At 71.1% G+C, this 19,517-nt stretch carries 23 protein-coding genes; 9 read left to right on the top strand and 14 right to left on the bottom strand.

What is annotated here, in order from left to right:
- Positions 1 to 13 precede the first annotated feature (13 nt).
- Positions 14 to 568 carry a GtrA family protein gene (locus tag EV186_RS29190; protein ID WP_133852694.1) on the top strand — a complete coding sequence of 185 codons (555 nt, stop codon included), beginning with the start codon at positions 14 to 16 and terminating at the stop codon, positions 566 to 568.
- On the opposite strand, the gene EV186_RS29185 is transcribed toward EV186_RS29190, so the two are convergent.
- The 3 genes from EV186_RS29185 to EV186_RS29175 are packed head-to-tail and all read right to left on the bottom strand — an operon-like array spanning position 554 to position 3,608.
- Positions 554 to 1,660: an amidohydrolase family protein gene (locus tag EV186_RS29185; RefSeq protein ID WP_133852693.1), complete on the bottom strand. Its 1,107-nt coding sequence runs from the start codon at positions 1,658 to 1,660 to the stop codon at positions 554 to 556. The two genes, EV186_RS29190 and EV186_RS29185, sit on opposite strands and share 15 nt — an antisense overlap.
- The gene (locus EV186_RS29180; protein ID WP_133852692.1) at positions 1,657 to 2,934 is read right to left on the bottom strand and encodes an ATP-binding protein; all 1,278 of its coding nucleotides are present in this window, start codon (positions 2,932 to 2,934) and stop codon (positions 1,657 to 1,659) included. Before EV186_RS29180 ends, EV186_RS29185 begins: the two co-directional genes overlap by 4 nt.
- Positions 2,934 to 3,608: a response regulator transcription factor gene (locus tag EV186_RS29175; protein ID WP_133852691.1), complete on the bottom strand. Its 675-nt coding sequence runs from the start codon at positions 3,606 to 3,608 to the stop codon at positions 2,934 to 2,936. The genes EV186_RS29180 and EV186_RS29175 overlap by 1 nt, the downstream gene beginning before the upstream one ends.
- Before the next feature lie 33 nt (positions 3,609 to 3,641).
- Between EV186_RS29175 and hisN the strand changes: the two genes are divergently transcribed.
- Together hisN and EV186_RS29165 are read left to right on the top strand one after the other, a co-directional pair.
- Entirely contained in the window at positions 3,642 to 4,424 is a 783-nt protein-coding gene (gene hisN, locus EV186_RS29170; protein ID WP_133852690.1) for a histidinol-phosphatase, read from the top strand.
- Positions 4,421 to 4,900 (top strand): GNAT family N-acetyltransferase, encoded by a 480-nt coding sequence (locus tag EV186_RS29165; protein WP_243754349.1) that lies wholly within the window; start codon positions 4,421 to 4,423, stop codon positions 4,898 to 4,900. Before hisN ends, EV186_RS29165 begins: the two co-directional genes overlap by 4 nt.
- Before the next feature lie 157 nt (positions 4,901 to 5,057).
- Here the strand turns inward: EV186_RS29165 and EV186_RS29160 are convergent, their stop codons facing one another.
- The 8 genes from EV186_RS29160 to EV186_RS29120 form a co-directional block, all read right to left on the bottom strand.
- The gene (locus EV186_RS29160; protein WP_133852689.1) at positions 5,058 to 5,363 is read right to left on the bottom strand and encodes a hypothetical protein; all 306 of its coding nucleotides are present in this window, start codon (positions 5,361 to 5,363) and stop codon (positions 5,058 to 5,060) included.
- Positions 5,360 to 7,729, bottom strand: coding sequence for a TNT domain-containing protein (locus tag EV186_RS40225; RefSeq protein ID WP_243754348.1), 2,370 nt, complete (start codon positions 7,727 to 7,729; stop codon positions 5,360 to 5,362). Before EV186_RS40225 ends, EV186_RS29160 begins: the two co-directional genes overlap by 4 nt.
- A 9-nt stretch (positions 7,730 to 7,738) precedes the next feature.
- The gene (locus EV186_RS29145; RefSeq protein WP_133852688.1) at positions 7,739 to 8,062 is read right to left on the bottom strand and encodes a WXG100 family type VII secretion target; all 324 of its coding nucleotides are present in this window, start codon (positions 8,060 to 8,062) and stop codon (positions 7,739 to 7,741) included.
- The gene (locus tag EV186_RS29140) at positions 8,062 to 8,490 is read right to left on the bottom strand and encodes a YbaB/EbfC family nucleoid-associated protein (protein WP_133852687.1); all 429 of its coding nucleotides are present in this window, start codon (positions 8,488 to 8,490) and stop codon (positions 8,062 to 8,064) included. Before EV186_RS29140 ends, EV186_RS29145 begins: the two co-directional genes overlap by 1 nt.
- A 387-nt stretch (positions 8,491 to 8,877) precedes the next feature.
- Positions 8,878 to 9,477, bottom strand: coding sequence for an adenosylcobinamide amidohydrolase (locus EV186_RS29135; protein ID WP_243754347.1), 600 nt, complete (start codon positions 9,475 to 9,477; stop codon positions 8,878 to 8,880).
- Position 9,478: 1 nt separating this feature from the next.
- Positions 9,479 to 10,432 carry a hydroxymethylglutaryl-CoA lyase gene (locus EV186_RS29130; protein ID WP_133852686.1) on the bottom strand — a complete coding sequence of 318 codons (954 nt, stop codon included), beginning with the start codon at positions 10,430 to 10,432 and terminating at the stop codon, positions 9,479 to 9,481.
- Positions 10,433 to 10,435: 3 nt separating this feature from the next.
- Entirely contained in the window at positions 10,436 to 11,014 is a 579-nt protein-coding gene (locus EV186_RS29125; RefSeq protein ID WP_133852685.1) for a PH domain-containing protein, read from the bottom strand.
- A gap of 235 nt (positions 11,015 to 11,249) precedes the next feature.
- Positions 11,250 to 12,056, bottom strand: coding sequence for a biotin--[acetyl-CoA-carboxylase] ligase (locus tag EV186_RS29120; RefSeq protein WP_133852684.1), 807 nt, complete (start codon positions 12,054 to 12,056; stop codon positions 11,250 to 11,252).
- Positions 12,057 to 12,335: 279 nt separating this feature from the next.
- Here EV186_RS29120 and EV186_RS29115 point away from each other — a divergent pair, with 279 nt between their 5' ends.
- From EV186_RS29115 to EV186_RS29090, 6 genes are all read left to right on the top strand, one after another.
- Positions 12,336 to 13,976, top strand: coding sequence for an acyl-CoA carboxylase subunit beta (locus EV186_RS29115; RefSeq protein ID WP_133852683.1), 1,641 nt, complete (start codon positions 12,336 to 12,338; stop codon positions 13,974 to 13,976).
- Positions 13,973 to 14,185: an acyl-CoA carboxylase subunit epsilon gene (locus tag EV186_RS29110; protein ID WP_133852682.1), complete on the top strand. Its 213-nt coding sequence runs from the start codon at positions 13,973 to 13,975 to the stop codon at positions 14,183 to 14,185. The genes EV186_RS29115 and EV186_RS29110 overlap by 4 nt, the downstream gene beginning before the upstream one ends.
- 7 nt (positions 14,186 to 14,192) lie before the next feature.
- Positions 14,193 to 14,858: an AAA family ATPase gene (locus tag EV186_RS29105; protein ID WP_243754346.1), complete on the top strand. Its 666-nt coding sequence runs from the start codon at positions 14,193 to 14,195 to the stop codon at positions 14,856 to 14,858.
- A gap of 91 nt (positions 14,859 to 14,949) precedes the next feature.
- The gene (locus EV186_RS29100) at positions 14,950 to 15,534 is read left to right on the top strand and encodes a PadR family transcriptional regulator (protein WP_133852681.1); all 585 of its coding nucleotides are present in this window, start codon (positions 14,950 to 14,952) and stop codon (positions 15,532 to 15,534) included.
- Entirely contained in the window at positions 15,531 to 17,114 is a 1,584-nt protein-coding gene (locus EV186_RS29095) for a DHA2 family efflux MFS transporter permease subunit (RefSeq protein ID WP_133852680.1), read from the top strand. The genes EV186_RS29100 and EV186_RS29095 overlap by 4 nt, the downstream gene beginning before the upstream one ends.
- A 41-nt stretch (positions 17,115 to 17,155) precedes the next feature.
- The gene (locus tag EV186_RS29090; protein ID WP_133852679.1) at positions 17,156 to 17,653 is read left to right on the top strand and encodes a DinB family protein; all 498 of its coding nucleotides are present in this window, start codon (positions 17,156 to 17,158) and stop codon (positions 17,651 to 17,653) included.
- Here the strand turns inward: EV186_RS29090 and EV186_RS29085 are convergent, their stop codons facing one another.
- Genes EV186_RS29085 through EV186_RS29075 form a run of 3 tightly spaced genes read right to left on the bottom strand, consistent with a single transcriptional unit; the run spans position 17,654 to position 19,284 of the window.
- The gene (locus EV186_RS29085; RefSeq protein ID WP_133852678.1) at positions 17,654 to 18,148 is read right to left on the bottom strand and encodes an Imm1 family immunity protein; all 495 of its coding nucleotides are present in this window, start codon (positions 18,146 to 18,148) and stop codon (positions 17,654 to 17,656) included.
- Between the two features lie 55 nt (positions 18,149 to 18,203).
- Positions 18,204 to 18,710: an Imm1 family immunity protein gene (locus EV186_RS29080; RefSeq protein ID WP_133852677.1), complete on the bottom strand. Its 507-nt coding sequence runs from the start codon at positions 18,708 to 18,710 to the stop codon at positions 18,204 to 18,206.
- 46 nt (positions 18,711 to 18,756) lie between these two features.
- Positions 18,757 to 19,284 (bottom strand): flavoprotein, encoded by a 528-nt coding sequence (locus EV186_RS29075; RefSeq protein ID WP_243754345.1) that lies wholly within the window; start codon positions 19,282 to 19,284, stop codon positions 18,757 to 18,759.
- Positions 19,285 to 19,517: the final 233 nt, after the last annotated feature.

Here is a 19,517-nt window from a genome sequence, read left to right as displayed (position 1 = left end):
GTAGACTGCGCTCGTGACCGTCGTCCAGAGCGTGCTCCGGCACGTGCCCGAGCCCCTGCGACGGGTCCTGATCAAGCACCGCGAGCTGCTGAAGTTCGCCATCGTCGGCGGCACGACGTTCGTCATCGACAACGGGATCTGGTTCCTGCTCAAGTTCACGGTCCTCGAGGACAAGCCGATCACGGCGAAGGCGATCTCGATCATCGTGGCGACCATCGTGTCCTACGTGCTGAACCGGGAGTGGTCCTTCCGCACCCGCGGCGGGCGCGAGACCCACCACGAGGCGGCACTGTTCTTCCTGATCAGCGGGGTCGCCGTGGTGATCAACCTGATCCCGCCGTGGGTTTCGCGCTACGTGCTCGACCTGGAGACCCCGCACGTCACGCGGCTGGTGCAGGAGACCGCGGACTTCCTGAGCGGGTCGATCATCGGCATGCTGCTCGCGATGTTCTTCCGGTTCTGGGGGTTCAAGCGCTGGGTGTTCCCCGACGAGCTGGGCCACCGCAGGCGCGAGCTCACCGTCGTGGCCGACGGCGCCGACGGCGAAGAGGACCTAGGCCACAGCTGATCCGGCCTGCCACACCGCCCGCACGCCGAGGTCGGCCACGTCCAACCGGTCGACCAGCACGATGTCGGCCCGCAACCCCGGCGCGATGCGGCCCCGGTCCAGCCGCAGCAGCCGGGCCGCCTCGCTGGTCGCCGCCCGCAGCGCACCGACGTCGCCCAGCCCCGCCTCGGCCAGCAACCGCAGTTCGGTCCGCAGGTCGACGTGCGGGCGGGGCGCCAGGTCCGAGCCCGCGGCGATCGGCACGCCGGCCGCCAGGGCCATGGCCAGCGACTTCCGGTGGGCCGCGAACGCCTCCGCCACACCGTCCAGCGCGGCCAGGGTCGGCACGTACCAGCACTCCCGCGCGCGCATGTCCGCGATCGACACCTCGTCGAGGAACACGCCGTGCTCGATGCTGCGCACCCCCGCCCGCGCCGCGGCCGACGCCGTCGACGCCGTGTGCGCGTGTGCCATCACGTCCCGGCCGCACCGCCGGGCCTCGTCGACGACGGCGTGCAGCTCCTCGTCGGTCGGGGCCACGCTGCGGTTCTCACCCACCTGCCGGAACGCACCGCTGGCGCCGAGCTTGATCCAGTCCGCCCCGGCCCGCACCATCCGGCGCACGGCCGCGCGTGCCTGCGCGGGCCCGTCGAACACCGCGTCGGGCAGCGACGGGTCGTCGATCCGGTCGACGCGGCCGAGGTCGGGCTGCCACCAGTCGCCGAGCCCGCCGCTGGGGCCGAGCTGGCGCAGGCTGACCAGCAGGTCGGGGCCGGTGATCCACCCTTCGCGCAAGGCGTGCTGGAACCCGGCGTCCGCACCCCAGGCGTCGCGCACCGTGGTGATGCCGCGCTCGAGCAGGCGCCGCAACACCGGCACGGCTTCGAGGACGCGAGCGCTGCGCGGCAACGGATCCGGGCGCGGGAAAGCGACGTGGACGTGGCAGTCGATCAAGCCCGGGATGAGCACACCACCGGAGCAGTCGACCCGCTCGTCGCCGGACAGATCCGAGCCCACGGCCTCGATGCGGTCCCCGGCCATCAGCACGTCAGCGCGTGTGGTCTCGCCGCTGTCGGGGTCGAACACCAGCGCGCCGGTCAACAAGGTGCTCATCGCGGTCCCCGCTCCGCCGGCCACTTCACGCCGCGCACGTCCCCGGCCCGCGGCACCGACAAGAACAGCGTGAACGTCGCCGGTTGCCGGGTCGACAGCTCCAGCCGGCCGCCGTCGGACTCGACCAGCGCGCGGGCCAAGGCCAGCCCGAACCCCGTGGACCCGCCGCCGGACACCCCGCGCTCGAACACGTGCGCGGCCAGCTCGTCGGGCACCCCGACGCCGCCGTCCGACACGTCGACCACGACCGTCCCGTCGCCGCGGCGGGCGGAGATCGTCACCGGGCCGGCGCCGTGCATAACGGCGTTGTCCAGCAATACCCCGACGGCCTCGCGCAGCTTCGCGGGTGTCGCCCGGGCGATCAGGCCCTCGGGCACCCGCAGGCGCAGCGACCGGCCCTTGGCCCGCAGCAGCGACCGCCATTCGTCCACCATGGACGGCAACGTGCTCGCCAGGTCGACCGGTTCGGCGCCCACGGCGCGAGCCTCGCGGGCCGCGGCCAGCAGTTCGTCCAGCGTGGCGGCGAGGCGTTCAGCCTGCTCGAGCGCGGCCTGCGCGTCCTGGGCGACCTCCTCGTCGTCCACCGCGGTCATGGTTTCCAGGCGCAACTGCAACGCCGTCAGCCGGCTGCGCAGCTGGTGCGACACGTCCCCGACCAGCTCGCGTTCGCGCTGCACGAGCTGCGCGAGGGCGGTCGCCGACGTGTCCAGCGCCTCGGCCACCATGTCCAGCTCCATCAGCTGGTAGCGCCGGGCATCCAACCGGAAGTCACCGGCGCCGAGCCGGCTCGCGCGCTCGGCGACGTGCCGCAACGGGTTGGCCAGCCGCCGCGCGGTGATCACGGCGACTGCCGCCCCCACGGCGACCGTCAGCAGGATCACCAGGATGACCAGCACGGCGACCTGCGTCTGCCTCGTCCGGGTCGGGCCCGCGTCCTCGGCCAGGGTCACCCGGCCCTGCTGGATCAGCGGCGCGCCCTCCACGATCTGGTCCGACCCGAGCGGGCCGCCCAGCGAGCGGGTCGGCTGGCCCGGCACCGACACCGTGAGCCGGCCGTTGGGCGGCACCAGCAGCCGCACTTGGTCCAGGTTGAGCGACTCGCCGTTGACCAGCTCGTCGTCCAGCGTGGTCGCGATCTGCTGCGCCCGCGCGGCCAGCGCCTCGCGGTTGAGGCTCTCCACCAGCCGCAGCGACGCGATGCCCAGCGGCACGCCGAGCACCACCGCGGTGACCGCGACGGCGATCAGGATCGCCCGCAGGATCCGTGCGCGCACTAGTCCGCGTTGAACCGGAAGCCGACCCCGCGCACGGTCGCGATCCGCCGTTCGGCACCGCGCGGGCCGCCGTCGCCGAGCTTGCGGCGCAGCCACGACATGTGCATGTCCAGGGTCTTGCTGGTCTTCAGCTCGGGGCCGTGCCACACCTCGGTGAGGATCTCCTCGCGGGTGACGACCTGGCCCGCGCGCTGGATCAGCACGCGCAGCAGCTCGAACTCCTTGTTGGCCAGCGTGACCTCTTCGCCGTCCACGGTGACCATGCGGGCGGCGAGGTCCATCTTCACGCCGCCGACGTCGATGGAGCCGGGCGACTGCCTGCGCAGCAGCGCCCGGATGCGGGCCAGCAGCTCGGCCAGCCGGAACGGCTTGGCCACGTAGTCGTCCGCGCCGGCGTCGAGGCCGACGACGAAGTCGACCTCGTCGGCGCGGGCGGTCAGCATCAGCACCGGGATGCCCCGGCCGGACGCACGCAGCCTGCGGCACACGTCCAGGCCGTCCATGCCGGGCAGGCCGAGGTCGAGGACCAACAGGTCGGCGCCGCCCCCGGTGGCGGCCTCCAGGGCGCTGGGCCCGTCGGCGACCACGTGCACCTCGTAGCCCTCGCGGTTCAACGCCCGCGAGAGCGGATCGGCGATGGCCGAGTCGTCCTCGGCCAGCAGGACCTTGCTCACGGTGCCCACAGTAGGCGTGACAGCATCGAACCCGTGTCAACTCAAGGACGCGATCTCGCTATCGCGCTGGAATTGGCCGGCGCGGCGGACGCGATCACGTCGGCCCGGTTCCGGTCGTCGGACCTCGTGGTGAGCAGCAAACCGGACCGCACCCCGGTCACCGACGCCGACACCGCGGTCGAGGACATGGTCCGCGCGCGGCTGGCCACCCAGTGCCCGGACGACGCGGTGGCCGGGGAAGAGCGTGGCGGCGAGATCGGCGCCGGGCGGACGTGGGTGCTCGACCCGATCGACGGCACGAAGAACTTCCTGCGTGGCGTGCCCGCGTGGGCGACGTTGATCGCGCTCGTGGTCGACGGCGTGCCGGTCGTCGGGGTGGCGAGCGCGCCCGCCCTTGGCCGGCGGTGGTGGGCGTCGGCCGGCGAAGGCGCCTGGGCCGGCGTGCCCGGGTCGGCGCCGACCCGGCTCGCCGTGTCGCGGGTGGCGTCGATCGGCGATGCATACCTCTCGACCACGCACCTGGGTTCGTGGGTGGAGCACCACTCGCGCGAGGCGTACCTGCGGCTGGTCGACGCGTGCTGGGAGAACCGCGCGTTCGGCGACTTCTGGCAGCACTGCCTGGTGGCCGAGGGTGTGATCGACGTGGCCGCGGAGGCGATCGTCAACCCGTGGGACGTGGCGGCGTTGCAGGTCCTGGTGGAGGAGGCAGGTGGCCGCTTCTCCGACCTCGGCGGTCAGGCCCGGTTCGACGGCGGCTCGGCCCTGTCCACCAACGGCCTGCTGCACGACGATGCGTTGCGGCTGCTGACGCCGTGAGCACGCTGTCCTTGGTCGAACCGACGACGCGGCTGCGCCAGGCTTGGCGGCAGGCGCACGCCGAGTGGGGACCCGGACTGCACGAGGACGGGTTCGGGTTGCTGCCGTCGGACGACGTCGAGACTGACCCCGGCTTCGCGGCCTGGATCGCGCGGCTGACCGGCGAAGAGCTGGTCAGCTACCGGTCGATCGTCGAGGGTGAGCAGGTGCTCGGCGGGATCGCGCTGCGGCACGCGGGCCACGAGCACGCCGAGTGGGCCGGACACATCGGTTTCGGCATCCGCCCATCCGCACGGGGACGCGGGGTGGCGACGTGGGCGGTGCGGTGCATGCTCGACGAGGCTCGAACCCTTGGCCTGCACCGGGTTCTGCTCGTGTGCGAGGCCGGCAACGTCGCCTCCGCCAAGACGATCGAGAAGGCCGGTGGCGTGCTCGAGCGGGCCGAGCACGTGCGCCGCTACTGGCTCGACACCTGATCGCTGGGCAGCACGCCGAAAGCCGACCAGCGGGCCACCGGACTCAATACGGTTCGAGTTGCGATATTACGAAATCATAGTATTTGAAATCGTAGTGTATCGGCGCGTAAAGAACGAGTTCCGTGTGTCGGTGTGGCCGAAGAGGCCGACTACCGCGTCACTGGCTCGGCACCTGACCGCTGGGCTGGTCAGTGGGCAGCACGCCGACCGCGCCGCGCACGACCTGGGTCCACGTGAGCCGGCCGAAGAGGTACTGGCACGCGACCATTTCGCTGGTGAAGCGCGCCCAGTCGTAGCGGTTCCCCTGCTCGCGCCAGAAGACCTCCCAGCCGATGACGCCGTCCGCGTCGGGGTGCTCGTCGCGCAGGAGGCACCAGGCGTGGTCGCGTTCGGCGCCGATGGCCACCACGTCGGCGGGAACGCCGACCGCCTCGAGCCAGCCGATGATCGAGTCGCTGTTCATGGCGTTCCTTCTTCGGCTCGGGTGACGTCTTCGAGGTGGCCCAGCGCGACCAGCTCGGCCGCGGACCGCGTGCTGCGGTAGCGGACCCCGCCGCCGGGCTGGGCGAACCACGCCGCGGACACCGATCGCCACACCGGGATTGGCTCAACCACACGGTATCGGCGGTATTCTAGGTCCACATGGGACGGTGGCAGGGCCCGCTGCGCGAACGGCGTCCCGGCCGCGGCGAACACCCGGCCGTCCTCGCGGCCGAACCGGTCGAGCACCGTGCCGGCGTCGAGCACCTCGGGCTCGCCGGGCGCGGTGCCGCCCTCGGGGTAGAGCTCGCCGGGCGGCCACGCGTACTCGGCGTCGCCCTCCGGACCGGCCGGACGGACGAGGAACTTGCGGTCCCAGTCGCGTTCGTGCAGCTCACCAAGGCTGTCGTGACCGGTGAGCAAGTCTTGGACGACGGCGGATTCGGACGTCAGCGGCTCGACCACCGGGACCTGCTCCGGCGGGACCGCGGCGCCGACGAGGTGCGATTGCGGGTGGTCGTCCGGCGCGAACCGCAGACCCGGCGCGTAGTCGAGCTCGGGCGGCGGGGTGGGCAGCTGGCGCGCCGGTTCCGTTGCGGCGACCGGCATGTGGCCGAACGGGAACATGTGGACCAGCAGGACGGCCACCAGTTGTTCGCGCTCGGTCTTGTGGCCGGGCGGCAATGCGGGAGCGGGTGGGAGGCGGTCCGCCCCCGGCAGTTGCGTGCCGGGCTGCTGCGCGCCGACGAGCGGGCCCGCGCCGCGGGCCTGACCGAGCCCAGCCCCGACCTGGCCGCCGGGTGCGCCGGGGCCGCTCGGCGTGCCTGGCCGGCCGGGGGCGCCTGGCGTTCCCGGTGTTCCTGGTGTTCCGGCGAGGGGCTCGCGAACCGGCGGGACACCCGGGCCGCCGGTTGAGCTGCCCCCGGGGCCGCGGTTCAGGGGCGCGGCCGGTTGCGCACCGCCGACCGGACTGCCGCCCGGACCACCGACTGGACCACCGACCGTGCCGCCACCGGGAACGGCGCCGCCGACCGGCGCGCCACCGAAGCCGCCGCCCGCGATCGGGCCACCGCCAGGTCCGCCACCGAAGTAGCCGCCGCCGGGCTGCGCTCCGGGCTGTGGCAAGCCGCCCTGAGCCGCCCCCGGGAACGGAGTCCCGCCAGGCGCGGCGTTGCCGGGGAGGTTGGCGACCGGCGGTGCGTCGGCCAGGCCCGCCGCGGCGACCACCTGGTTGACCGGGTGCGGGAGGCCGGTGTGCGGGGTCGGGGCATCGGGCTGGGCGGGAATGGGACCGGTGTCGCCTGCGGTGATGTCGCCGGCGGTGGCGTACGGGACGTGCCCGTGGCCCGGGTCGACGAGGTTCGTCGCACCCTGGGCGGTGTTGTCGACGAGGTTGGTCGCGCCCGGCCCGAGGTCACCGACCGGACCGTGACCGGTCACGTCGTGCACGGTGCCGTCGACGAGGTTCGTCGCACCTTGGCTCACCTCGGCCACCCCGCCATGACCATGGCCGGTCACACCTTGGACCGTGCCATCGACGAGGTTCGTGGCGCCCTGCGCCAGATCACCGACCGGACCGTGCCCCTGGCCCGTCGCACCCTGGCCCGTCGCACCGTGCACCGTGCCGTCCACGAGGTTCGTGGCGCCCTGCGTCGTGTGGTCGACGAGAGTGGTGGCGCCGTGGGTCGTGTCGCCGACCAGGTTCGTCGCGCCTTGCACCGTGTCGCTGACCATGCCGTGGCCGTGGGTCGGCGCAACGACGTTGGTGGTGTTGGTCAGCAGGTTGTCCACGACGCCGTGCTCGCCCGGGCCCGCGTGGGTGGGCAGGTGGGTCGCTCCCACATCGACGCCACTTCCCGGCCGCACGGCGTCGACGAGGGAGTGGTTGATCGTCGCGACGTTGGCGGCCGTGCCCTTGACGAAGGTGTCCAGCCCAGCCAGCGCCGTCGGGTGCCCGGACGCGGCCGCCGTGTGGGCCGCGTCCGTGTTGCTGGCCAGGGCCACCAACTGCCGGACGATCTCCGTCTTCGCGATGCCCACCTGGTCGGCCGCGTGCTCGAGCCGGTCGGCGGCCGCGGTGCAGCCCTTGGCCGTCGCGGTCAGGTGGCCGGTGTCGGGAGCCACGAACGTCGACCAGTGCCGGGTGGCCGCGGTACCGGCCTCGCCGTGCATGTGAGTGAGGGTGGTTCTGGCCGTCTTGTCCGAATCGGTGACCAAGGTGTCGAGCTTCGCGCCCGCGTCACGCCAGGCCTGGGCGGCGTCGCGCATCTTGTCCTCGTCGGCCTGCGGCCAGTGCACGCCCGCGGCCTGCGCGACCCCCACCAGTTCCTGGGGCAGCTCGATACCCATGGCGATCCCCTAGCGGTCCTGCTCCGTGGCGGTCAGCTCGGTCACGCCCGTGGCGTCGGCGTTTTCGTAGGTCTTGGCGGCGGCGACGAACCGGCCCCCGACGTCGCCGAGCTGGCTCGGCAACGCCGCCAGCCGGCCCAGGGTCTCGTCCGCGGGAGCGGCGTACACCTCGGCGAAGCTGCGCCCGGCGTCGTCGTCACCCCACGGGTGGCCGAGTGAGTCGAGGGTGGTGCGCAGGTCGGCGTGGATGCGTCCGGCGCGCTCCGCGAGGCCGTGGAACTCGCTGGCGTCGCTGGCCAGCTGCTCGGGATCGGCGTGGAAGCTGTCGTTCATCACGGCCTCCGCTCGGTCTGCAGCCATGACCGCTCTTCCATGCTTTCTTCTTCTTCAGGCGGCGGCTTGTACTCGTCGGGGCGCAGGTCGGCGGTGCCACGCAGCAACGCGTCGGGGTCGCTGTCGGCGGGCAGCACCGGTTCGAGCGCACGCCCTGCCGCCCGGACCGCTTTGGTCGTCGCCATGCCCGCGACGAGCACGATCTGCCTGGCCAGCTGGTCGGGACGGTAGACGCGGTAGGCGGCCTCGGCGAGCTGGAGCCCGATGATGCTGCCACGCGCGGAAACCGTGACCGTGATCAACCCGTCGGCATCGGTCGCCGACTCGGCGATGGTGGCCAGCTCGCGGTGCACGGCGGCGAGCTGTTCCCGACTGCGGCGGTATTCGGCGAGCAGGCCGTCGACACCTGCCCGATGGTCGGTCGCCACGGCCACCTCCGCGATACCCGGCATGGTCCTAGGTCCAGCCTTGGACGCGGGTGTGCGAGCGCCGGTTCCCCCCAATCGAGTGACATTTGGGTGACCCTCGATCGAAACGCGACCCGAGCAGGGCCCACCCTTCCCGGGGGGACCCCCGCTGACCAGTCTATCGGGTCTGAGCTGGGAAAACGGGTTCATGCCGAATCTGTGGACAACTCCGATCGCGAACGGAAGTGGATCGGGGGACGATCCGACGGTGGGCCCGGTGGACCGTCCAACCGGAGGTCCGGCGGATCCGCGAACGAACGGAAGTGGATCGGAGGACGATCCGACAGTGGGGCGGGTGGACCGTCCGACCGGGGGCTCGGCGGATCCGTGAGCGAAGGGCCGAAGCCGTCAGAGAGCGGAGCTGATGGCGGCGTGGGTCGCCCGGGCCAACGCCGAACCCACCACCGACCGCGGACCGCCGTAGGCCTCGGCGGCGCCGGTCGCGGGGCACGCGAGCACCACCGCGTCCGTGCACGTGCCGGTCCCCGACACCCCGGCCTCGACCAGGGCCTGGGCCTTCGCCTCGGCCACGGTCGCGACCGCGTTGACCATGGCCGCGTCGGACAGGCGGACCGGCAGGAATGCCACCACGTTGATCGTTCCCACCCGCGGCGGCTCGACGACCGACGACGGGGCCGCCGCCCAGATCGGCATCCCGCCGAGGCCGGTCGTCGCGTGCACGGTCACGTCTTCGTCGGTCCGGGTGACCACTTCGCGGACGTCCACCGCCGTCAGCAGCCCGGTCCCGGAACCGGTCAACCCCAACGAGGACGCCAGTTCGCGCACGTGCACGTCCGGATCGTCGCGGTCGTAGTCCAGCGGCACCGTCGCGTTCAGCACCCAGTCGCGCGATCCGAGGCCACCGCCGAACGGACCCGACGACACGACCAGCATCGGCGCGGCGAACCGCCACACCAGCACGGGCGATGCGTCGACGAACTCGACCACGTCAGCCCCGCAGGGCCTGCACCACGCGGGACGGGCTCGGCCGGCCCAGCCGCTGCGCCATCCACGCGCTCGTGTCGGCGAGCTTGCCCAGGTCGGCACCGGTCTCGATGCCGAGCCCGTTGAGCGCCCACACGAGGTCCTCGGTCGCGAGGTTGCCGGTGGCCGACTCCGCGTACGGGCACCCGCCGAGCCCACCGGCCGAGGAGTCCACTGTGGACACACCGCGGCGCAGGGCCGCGACGGTGTTGGCCAGTGCCTGGCCGTAGGTGTCGTGGAAGTGCACGGCGAGCGCGTCCAACGACGTGCCCGCCGCGATGAAGCCGTCGAGCAGCGCATCGACCTGACCGGTCGTGGCCACGCCGATCGTGTCGCCGAGGGAGAGCTGCGAGCACCCCATGTCCAGCAGCCGCTTGCCGACCGACACCACCTGGTCGGCGGCGACCGGACCCTCCCACGGGTCGCCGAAGCACATCGACACGTAGCCGCGCACGTCCAGGCCCTCGGCCCGCGCCCGGGTGACGACCGGCTCGAACATCGCGAACTGCTCGTCGAGCGTGCGGTTCAAGTTCTTGCCGGCGAACGTCTCCGTGGCCGACCCGAAGATCGCGATGTGCTCGACGCCGGCCGCGAGCGCACGGTCGAGCCCGCGCTCGTTGGGCACCAGCACCGGGTACCGGACACCCTCGCGTTTCTTGAGCCCGGCCAGCAGTTCCGCCGCGTCGGCCAGCTGCGGCACCCACTTCGGGTGCACGAAGCTGGTCGCCTCGAGCGTGGTCAAGCCCGCGTCGGCGAGCCGGTCGAGGAACTCGAGCTTCACCTCGACCGGCACCACGGCCGACTCGTTCTGCAGCCCGTCGCGCGCGCCGACCTCCCAGATGGTGATCCGCGACGGCAGGTCACCGGGAACCGGTGCGGGCACCCGCGCGGGCAGGCCGAGGTCGAGCGCGCCGGGCACCGCTCAGCGCCCCCGGCCGCGCGGGTCGCCGTGCTGCGGCGGGTACGGCGTGGTCTGCTGCGGCGGTTGCTGGGCGGCGTTGTAGTCGTCGTACGGGTTGTCGTTGATCTCGCGGTAGAGCAGCGAGTGCACCTTCTCCACGGCCGGGATGTCGTCGAACTCGAGCGGTTCCTGCGAGGACGACTCGATGATCAGCGTGCCGCAGCCCACGATCCGGTCGATCAGCCCGTGCTCGAAGCGCACGCTCGAGATCCGGGACAGCGGGATGTCGATGCCGGTCCGGTTGATCACGCCCTCACGGGCCATGACCCGGTCGGTGGTGACGATGAAGTGCGTGGTGCGCCACCGCACGAACGGGATGATGAACAGCCACACGATCAACACCAGCCCGACGACGCCGATGGCGATCAGGCCGACGTTGTTCCACGGCGAGGAAGCGTCCTTGGCCAGCAGGGCGAGCCAGATGCCGAGGCCGATCGTCACGATCAGGACGATGTAGGGCAGCAGCAGCATCTTCCAGTGCGGGTGCCGGTGGATCACAACCCGCTCGCCTTCGCTCAGCAGGTCGTCTGGATATGCCACGGTGTTCCTCCCGGGTGGAACGCGGCTCGTGAGTAGACGGCCTCACCGTACCGGCGGCACGCCCCGATCGGACCGGATACCAGCCATTCAGTGTCCATGGTCGCGCTCCGCGCTCCAGCTGATCGCCCTTCAAGCCGGCCCGACCACGCACGCCACGCAGTCCGTCGCCGTGGTGGCCGGGGCGAGCGCGGTCGATCCAGCGGCGATCAGGGGTCCGATGGCCGCGCTCCAACAATCAGTGCCGCACGTGGACCACGTCGCCGGCCGACACGGCGAAGGACACCCCGTCGTCGCCGGTCACCAGGAGCCTGCCGTCGGCGTCGATGTCGCGGCCGACGCCGGTGCGGGTGCTGCCGTCGGGCAGTTCGACCCGCACGTCGGCGCCCAGCGTCGAGCACAGCTCCCGGTAGGACCGCAGCAGCCCGGACGCGGCCAGGCTGCCGCCCGCCGAGCGCCACCGCGCCTCCAGTTCGGCGAACTCGACGAGCAGCGCGACCAAGATCGCGGACCGGTCGGTCTCGGTCGCCCCGGCGTCGGCCAGCGAGGTCGCGGGCAGCCCCCCGGCGCCCGCCGGGACCTCCTCGCCCAGCGGCCCGGTGTTGAGCCCGATGCCGACCACGACGGCCGGTGGCGTGCCGCCGCCGACCTCGCACAGGATGCCGGCGCACTTGGCCCCGTCGATGAGCAAGTCGTTGGGCCACTTGAGGTCCGCGGTCACGCCGGCGGTCTCCCGAACGGCCTCGGCGAGCGCGAGCCCGGCGACCATGGACAGGGTGCCGAGCGCCGGCGCCGCCACTTGCGACGGTCGCAACAGGACGCTCAGGTAGAGCCCGGTGCCCGGCGGCGACACCCAGCGACGGGCCCGACGGCCCCGGCCGTCGGTCTGGGCCTCGGCGATCAGCACCGTCCGGTCGGGCGCACCCAGGCCGGCCGCGGCGAGCAGATCGGCATTGGTGGAGCCGGTGCTGTCGGTGACGTCCAGCTGCGGGTAGTACCCGGCGAGCGCGGCACCCAGCGCGGCCGCGTCCAATGGCGATGACATGAACACACGCTAGAACCTCTCGACCTCGACCGCGCCGGAGATCGCAAGCTTTTCTTCGCGGACCGCCGTCGGCGGGGTCGCCCGCAGCCACAGCCCGCAGCCACAGCGGAGCTCGAAACAGGGATCTCCGCCGGTTGACCTCCAGTGCGCTGGAGGTCGCATGCTTTCTTCGTCGGCCGCCGCCGTTCCCGCTCCGACCGGCGGCGGCCCACACCCGGGCTCGTGACATTGACAACGGCCGTCTGGCGCGCGCGCCGATGCTGATTAGGCTGCCCCTCCATGAGCAGCGCGACCCAGCCGATGGGCAGCATCCCCGAGGGTGAGCCGGACCTGCACACCACCGCGGGCAAGCTCGCGGACCTGTACCGGCGCAACGACGAGGCCGTGCACGCGGGTTCCGCGCGGGCGGTGGAGAAGCAGCACGCACGCGGCAAGCAGACCGCACGCGAGCGCATCGACATGCTGCTCGACCCCGGCTCGTTCGTCGAGCTCGACGAGCTGGCCCGGCACCGGTCGACGAACTTCGGGCTTGAGCGCAACCGCCCGTACGGCGACGGCGTCGTCACCGGCTACGGCACCGTCGACGGCCGCCCGGTGTGCGTGTTCAGCCAGGACGTGACGGTCTTCGGCGGCTCGCTGGGCCAGGTCTACGGCGAGAAGATCGTGAAGGTCATGGACCTCGCGCTCAAGACCGGCCGGCCGATCATCGGCATCAACGAGGGCGGCGGCGCGCGCATCCAGGAGGGTGTCGTCTCGCTCGGCCTCTACGGCGAGATCTTCCGGCGCAACACCATGGCGTCCGGCGTCGTCCCGCAGATCTCGCTGATCATGGGCGCGAACGCGGGCGGGCACGTCTACTCCCCGGCCCTGACCGACTTCGTCGTGATGGTCGACCAGACCTCGCAGATGTTCATCACCGGTCCGGACGTGGTGAAGACGGTGACCGGCGAGGAGGTCACGCTCGAGGACCTCGGCGGCGCGCGGGCGCACAACACGAAGTCCGGCGTCGCGCACTACATGGGCTCCGACGAGGAGGACGCGATCTCCTACGTCAAGGAGCTGCTGTCGTTCCTGCCGTCGAACAACCTGGCCGACCCGCCGGTCTTCCCCGGCACGGTGCCCGAGGGCAGCTCTGTCGCCGACGAGATCACCGACGAGGACCGCGAGCTCGACACGTTGATCCCGGACTCGGCCAACCAGCCCTACGACATGCACGAGGTCATCACCCGCGTGCTGGACGACGGCGAGTTCCTCGAGGTCCACGAGTTGTTCGCGCCCAACATCGTGGTCGGCTACGGCCGCGTCGACGGGCACGCGGTGGGCATCGTCGCCAACCAGCCGACCCAGTTCGCCGGGTGCCTCGACATCGACGCCTCGGAGAAGGCGGCGCGGTTCGTGCGCACCTGCGACGCGTTCAACGTGCCGGTGCTGACCTTCGTCGACGTGCCGGGCTTCCTGCCGGGCACCGACCAGGAGTGGAACGGCATCATCCGCCGCGGCGCCAAGCTGATCTACGCCTACGCCGAGGCGACGGTCCCGCTGGTCACGGTGATCACGCGCAAGGCATACGGCGGCGCGTACGACGTGATGGGGTCCAAGCACCTCGGCGCCGACGTGAACCTGGCGTGGCCGACCGCGCAGATCGCCGTGATGGGCGCGTCCGGCGCGGCGAACATCCTGCACCGCCGGAGGTTGCAGGAGGCACTGGACAAGGGCGAGGACGTGGACGCGTTGCGCGCCGAGCTGGACGCCGAGTACGAGGACACGCTGCTCAACCCGTACCTGGCCGCCGAGCGCGGGTATGTGGACTCGGTCATCCCGCCCTCGTACACCCGCGGCTACGTCGCGCGAGCGCTGTCGATGCTGCGCGAGAAGCGCGAGACCCTGCCGCCCAAGAAGCACGGGAACATCCCGCTGTGAGCGGGGAAAAGCCCGTGCTGCGCGTGGTCCGCGGCACGCCGGACGACCTGGAACTGGCCGCGCTGACCGCGGTCGTCGCGAGCCTGCGCACACCCGAGCCCGAGACCGAGCAGGCACCACCTTCGCGCTGGGCGGACAAGGCATCGTTGATGCGGCACCCCCTGCCCAAGGGCCCCGGCGCATGGCGGGCATCGGCGCTGCCACGCTGAGCTTGTGATGAACTGGGCCCATGGTGAACTGGGCGCCGTGCTGATCTGGATCAACGGCCCGTTCGGCGGCGGCAAGACGCAGACCGCGCACGAGTTGAACCGGCGGCTGCCGGGCAGCGTGCTCTGCGACCCGGAGTCCGTGGGGTTCGGCCTGCACCGGATGATGCCGAAGGCGCTGCGCGAGGACTTCCAGCACCTGCGGTCGTGGCGCGCCGGGGTCGTCGAGGTGTTGGACTTGGTGCTGCGCAAGCACAACGGGCCGGTACTGGCCCCGATGACGTTGATCCGCGAGGACTACTTCGCCGAGATCATCGGCGTGCTGCGCGCGTCCGGGCACGACGTGCGCCACTTCACGTTGCTCGCCTCACGGGAGACGGTGTTGCGGCGGCTGAGTGAGCGCGGTCTGGGGCGCCTGGTGCAGTTCGTGGCCGGCGCCGGGGCGACGCTCAAGCACGAGACGTTCGCCGTGCGGATGCTCGACGAGTGCCTCGAACGGTTGGCCGCACCGCAGTTCGCGGAGCACCTGCACACCGACACGACGCCGATCGAGGCCGTGGCCGACCACATCGCCGCCGCGTGCGGCTTGGCGTTGACCCCGGCGGACCCCAGCCGCGTCCAGGCCCGGCTGCGGCGCGCGGTGGTCGGCCTGCGCCACATCCGCATCGGGGCCTGACGGGCCGGAAGACCTCATTGACAAGCACCGTCCTCCCTCCCGTATATTCCACGTGGAATATTTGATCCGAGACATTCGGCTTGGAGTATCAGTGCGTGACCAGAAGCTCACGCCGCTGGCCCTTGCGGTGCTCGACCTGCTCCACGAGCGGGACATGCACCCCTACGAGATGCATCAGACGATGCTGACCAGGCAGACCGACCAGCGGATGAAGATCAAGGCGGGCTCGCTCTACCACACGGTGGACCGCCTGCTGGAGCACGGACTGATCGACGCACGCGAGACCACCCGGGAAGGCCGGCGCCCGGAACGCACCGTCTACGGGCTCACCGAATCCGGTGCCGCGGCCTTCACCGCGCGGCTCAAGGAACTGGTCACCCGGGTTCCGACGGAGTACCCCGAGTTCCCGATCGCGCTCTCCATGGTGCACAACCTGACCCGCGGCGACGCGATCGAACTGCTGGGCCGGCGGATCATCCAGCAGCAGGCCAAGGTGGCGAGCCTGCGGGCGATCGCCGACGGGCTCGCCGCACGCGAACTGCCGCCGATGTACTGGATCGACGTCCGCTACACGCAGGCGGTCGCCGAAGCCGAGCTCACCTGGACCGAAGGCTTCCTCGAGCAATTGAAGGCCGGGCACGTGCCGTGGCCCGACAACGACAAGGAAAACTCATGACGACGAGACCCTGGGCCGCGCTCAGCGCACTGTGCATCGGGTTCTTCATGATCATGCTGGACACCACGATCGTCAGCGTGGCCATCCCGCGGCTGCTCACCGACCTCCCGGCGAGCATCAACGAGGTGGTGTGGGTCAACAGCGTCTACCTGCTGACCTACGCGGTGCCGTTGTTGCTCACCGGCCGGCTGGGCGACCGGTTCGGCCCGAAGCGGGTGTTCCTGGCCGGGCTCGTCGTGTTCACGCTCGCGTCGCTGTGGTGCGGGCTGTCCGGCAGCCCGGAGATGCTGATCACCGCGCGTGCCGTGCAGGGCCTCGGCGCGGCGATGATGACCCCGCAGACGATGGCGTTCATCACCAACCTGTTCAAGCCGTCCGAGCGGGGCGCGCCGATGGGCATGTGGGGCGCGGTCGCCGGGGTGGCGACGCTGCTCGGCCCGCTGCTGGGTGGCGTGCTGGTGCAGGGCGTGGGCTGGGAGTGGATCTTCATCGTGAACGTGCCGATCGGCGTGGTCGCGATCATCCTCACGGTGTGGCTGGTGCCCGACTGGCAGCCGAAGAACAGCCACCGGTTCGACGTGCCGGGAATCCTGTTGTGCTGCTTGGGTTTGTTCGCGCTGGTCTTCGGCATCCAGAACGGCCAGCAGTACGACTGGGGCACGATCGCCGGGCCGTTGTCCATCCCGGTCATGATCGCGATCGGCGTCCTGCTGCTGGTGGCGTTCGTGTGGTGGCAGGCGCGCAACCGGAACGAGCCGTTGCTGCCGCTGACGTTGTTCCGCAGCCGCACGTTCTCCTTCGCCAACCTGGCCAACCTGATGCTGGGCTTCACGATCACGGGTATGTTCCTGCCACTGGTGATCTGGATCCAGGCGGTGCGCGGGTACTCGCCGATCGAGTCGGGGCTGCTGACGGCGCCGATGTCGTTGCTGTCCGGGTTCGTCGCGCCGTTCGCCGGGCGGTTGTCCGACCGGATCAACCCCAAGCACGTGGTGGTCGTCGGCCTCGGCGCGCTCGCCGTCGGCCTCGCGATCATCGCGATCCAGACGCAGCCGGACACCGCGCCGTGGGCGTTGATCCCCGCGTTCCTGGTGTGCGGCTTCGGCATCGGCTGTGTGTTCTCGCCGTTGTCGAACGCGGCGACCAGCGCGCTCGAGCCGCGGTTCATCGGCGCGGGTTCCGGCATCTTCAACACCTCACGGCAGGTCGGCGGTGTGCTGGGCAGCGCGTCGATCGGCGTGCTGCTGCAGGCCCGCCTGGCGGTCGAACTGCACAACGCGGCGCAGCTGCACGCGTCGGCGTTGCCCGCGAACGAGCGAGCGGGCTTCGTCGAGCAGATGACCGAAAGTGCAGGCCACGCAACGGAATTCGGCTCGTCGGCGCCGAAGGGTGGGATGGCGCCGGAGCTCGCCAAGGCCGCCCTCGACACGTTCCACGACGGCTTCACCAGCGCGGCGAAGGCCACCTTGGTCCTGCCGATCGTGACCCTCGTGATCGGCGCGGTGTTCGCGGCGGGCATGGGCAAGCAGAAGGCGACGCCGGCCGCGCCGAAGCCGGAAACGGCACCGACACCTGCGTAATTCGGCGGCGACCGGCTCGTCGGCTGGCTAGGTTCGAGCGCATGACCGAACCCCCGCTGTTCCCCGACGAGCAGGTCGCCACCGCCGACGAGCGTTCGGTCCTGGCGACGTTCCTGGACTACTACCGCACCGAAGTCGTGCGCAAGGCGCGTGGCGTGTCCGAGCAGGATGCGCGCCGCAGGCTGGTGCCGTCGCTGACCACGATCGGCGGGCTGGTCAAGCACCTGACGGTGGTGGAGGAGAGCTGGTTCCTGCGCCGCATGGGCGCCCGCGACGACCTCCCGCCACGGATGCCGACCGAGCAGGAGTTCACGTTGTCCGACGACGACACCGTGGAGTCCCTGATCGCGGCCTACGAGAAGCAGTGCGCGCTCTCCCGCGAAGTGGCGTCGGCGCACGAGCTGGACGACAACGTGCCGCACCACCGCCTCGGCCGGGTGTCGCTGCGGTGGATCTACGTGCACATGATCGAGGAGACCGCCCGGCACGCCGGCCACCTCGACATCCTCCGCGAGCAGATCGACGGCGAAACGGGCTGATCAGGTAGTGGTGACCCGCCAAGAAGCGGAATCGGACCACTCGCCGGTCGTCGCGAAATCGATCATCAGCGCGCGGATCGCGTCCAGCGGCAGCACTGCCTCTGACCGGAAGTAGGTCGGCACGTGGGTGTCGTACAACACTTGCCGCTGAACGGGGCTGGCGTTGTAGGTGGTACGAACTGCCCGCTGTCCCGAGCCAAGGCGGTTCACGACGTGCTCGGCCGCGCCGAACTGCCCGGCGACGCCCACGCGCATGAATTCGATCAACTCCGGCGCCTCGACCGGACTGCCGTCCACGACCTCGCGGTACCGGTCCAGCGCGGCGAAACCGTCGCCCGTGCGGTCTATTTCGAGGTGGATGACGTCACCGATCGGATCAACCGACGCCCTCCTGAGCAGCCGATCGACCAGCGCGATCCGCTCGTCCGCCGTGGTCGCGGTGAGACCTCGCTCGGAGCCGACATCATCGCCACCGATGCGCAGCGTCCCGATCATCACGCGCTCCCTCGGACCGCGTGGAACAGCTCGGCGTCCAGCGCCGCACGCCGGGTCACACGAGCATCTGATCGTGCGGCTTCCAGGGCACAGCGTCAGACCATTGACCTGTCGTGGCGAAATCGACCATGAGCCGGCGTACTTGCGCCAACGGGACGACCGTCGTCGGGGGGAAGTAGTACGGGACTCCGCCGTCGTACAGCACGCGGGGTTGATCATCCACTGAGTCGGCGCGGTCCGTGGCACACACGGTCAGCTCGTCGGAGCCGACCCGGAGCCTCACCCACTCCGCGGCGCCGAGGGTCCCCAGGACACCCACCCGCACGTACTCGATCACCTCGGGTGTTTCCGTCGGAGCCCCGTCCACGACGTGGCGGTAGCGGTCAAGACCGACGAAGCCGTCGCCAGCACGGTCAAGCTCCAGGAAGACGACACCACCGCGCGGGCGCGCCGACAGCTCGCCGAGGTAGTGGTCGACCAACGCGATCCGGCTGTCATCGGCTGTGGCCGTCGATCTCTCCCCGTCGACCACATCGCCTCTGATCCGTAGCACCGCTCTCATCACGCCTTCCCTCGAACTACTGGCCCCGGGGGAGCCAGGCGGTTCGTTACCTCAAATGCTCCAATAGCGCTGCTTCGAGGCGCTGCCAGCGGAACGGCTGGCTCTTGGTCGGCGGTCGGACGAGCTCGTTTTCCAGCACCTTGACGCCCCAGCTCGCCAGTGTCGACAAGCTCTCGGCGAAAAGGGGATGTGCAGCGAGAGCCGGCTTCGCGTAGGGCATGACCACTGTGGGCATCCTTCGTCCAATGCCTTCGTGCAATAGCCCGAGCGCGAAGTTGTCCGCGACACCCCCGGCCAGCTTGTTGATCGTGTTGAACGTCGCCGGGGCCACGAGTGCGGCATCGGCCGGCGGCAGGCTGGTCGGGTCGTCCGGACGACGGCTGGTACTGCGTACCGGAAAGCCGGTGTGCCTTGCCATCCTCGCCATGGCGTCCGTGTCGAACCAGTCCGCGGCCGCGGGCGTCGGAATCACGCAGGTACGCCAGCCGTGCGGCCGCAGGAGGTCGACCAAAGCACCCAAGTCCTGAACCGGAGGTGCTGCGCAGCCGATCAGGTACAGCACGCGGTCAGGCATCCGCCACTCCAGCACGGTGCGCCAGGGATCTCAGCCCTGGCGTGGTGTTGCGGCGCTCGCGGGCCAGCAGTTCGCTGATCATCCGACGGGCGCCGGCTCCCAGCGCTGGATCGTGGAGCGCTCGACCGAGAGTTGTTCTGCCAGCGCTTCTTGGCTGAGCCCCACCCTGCTGGCGTCGGGTGGCCAACTGAGACCGACCTTGCACCCGACGCCACCGGCTCGCCGTGCTGAAG

Source organism: Labedaea rhizosphaerae (assembly GCF_004362825.1).
Classification (GTDB): Bacteria; Actinomycetota; Actinomycetes; order Mycobacteriales; family Pseudonocardiaceae; genus Labedaea; species Labedaea rhizosphaerae.
Note: the sequence above shows the minus strand (reverse complement) of the source record. Positions and strands in the feature narration are given on the sequence as shown.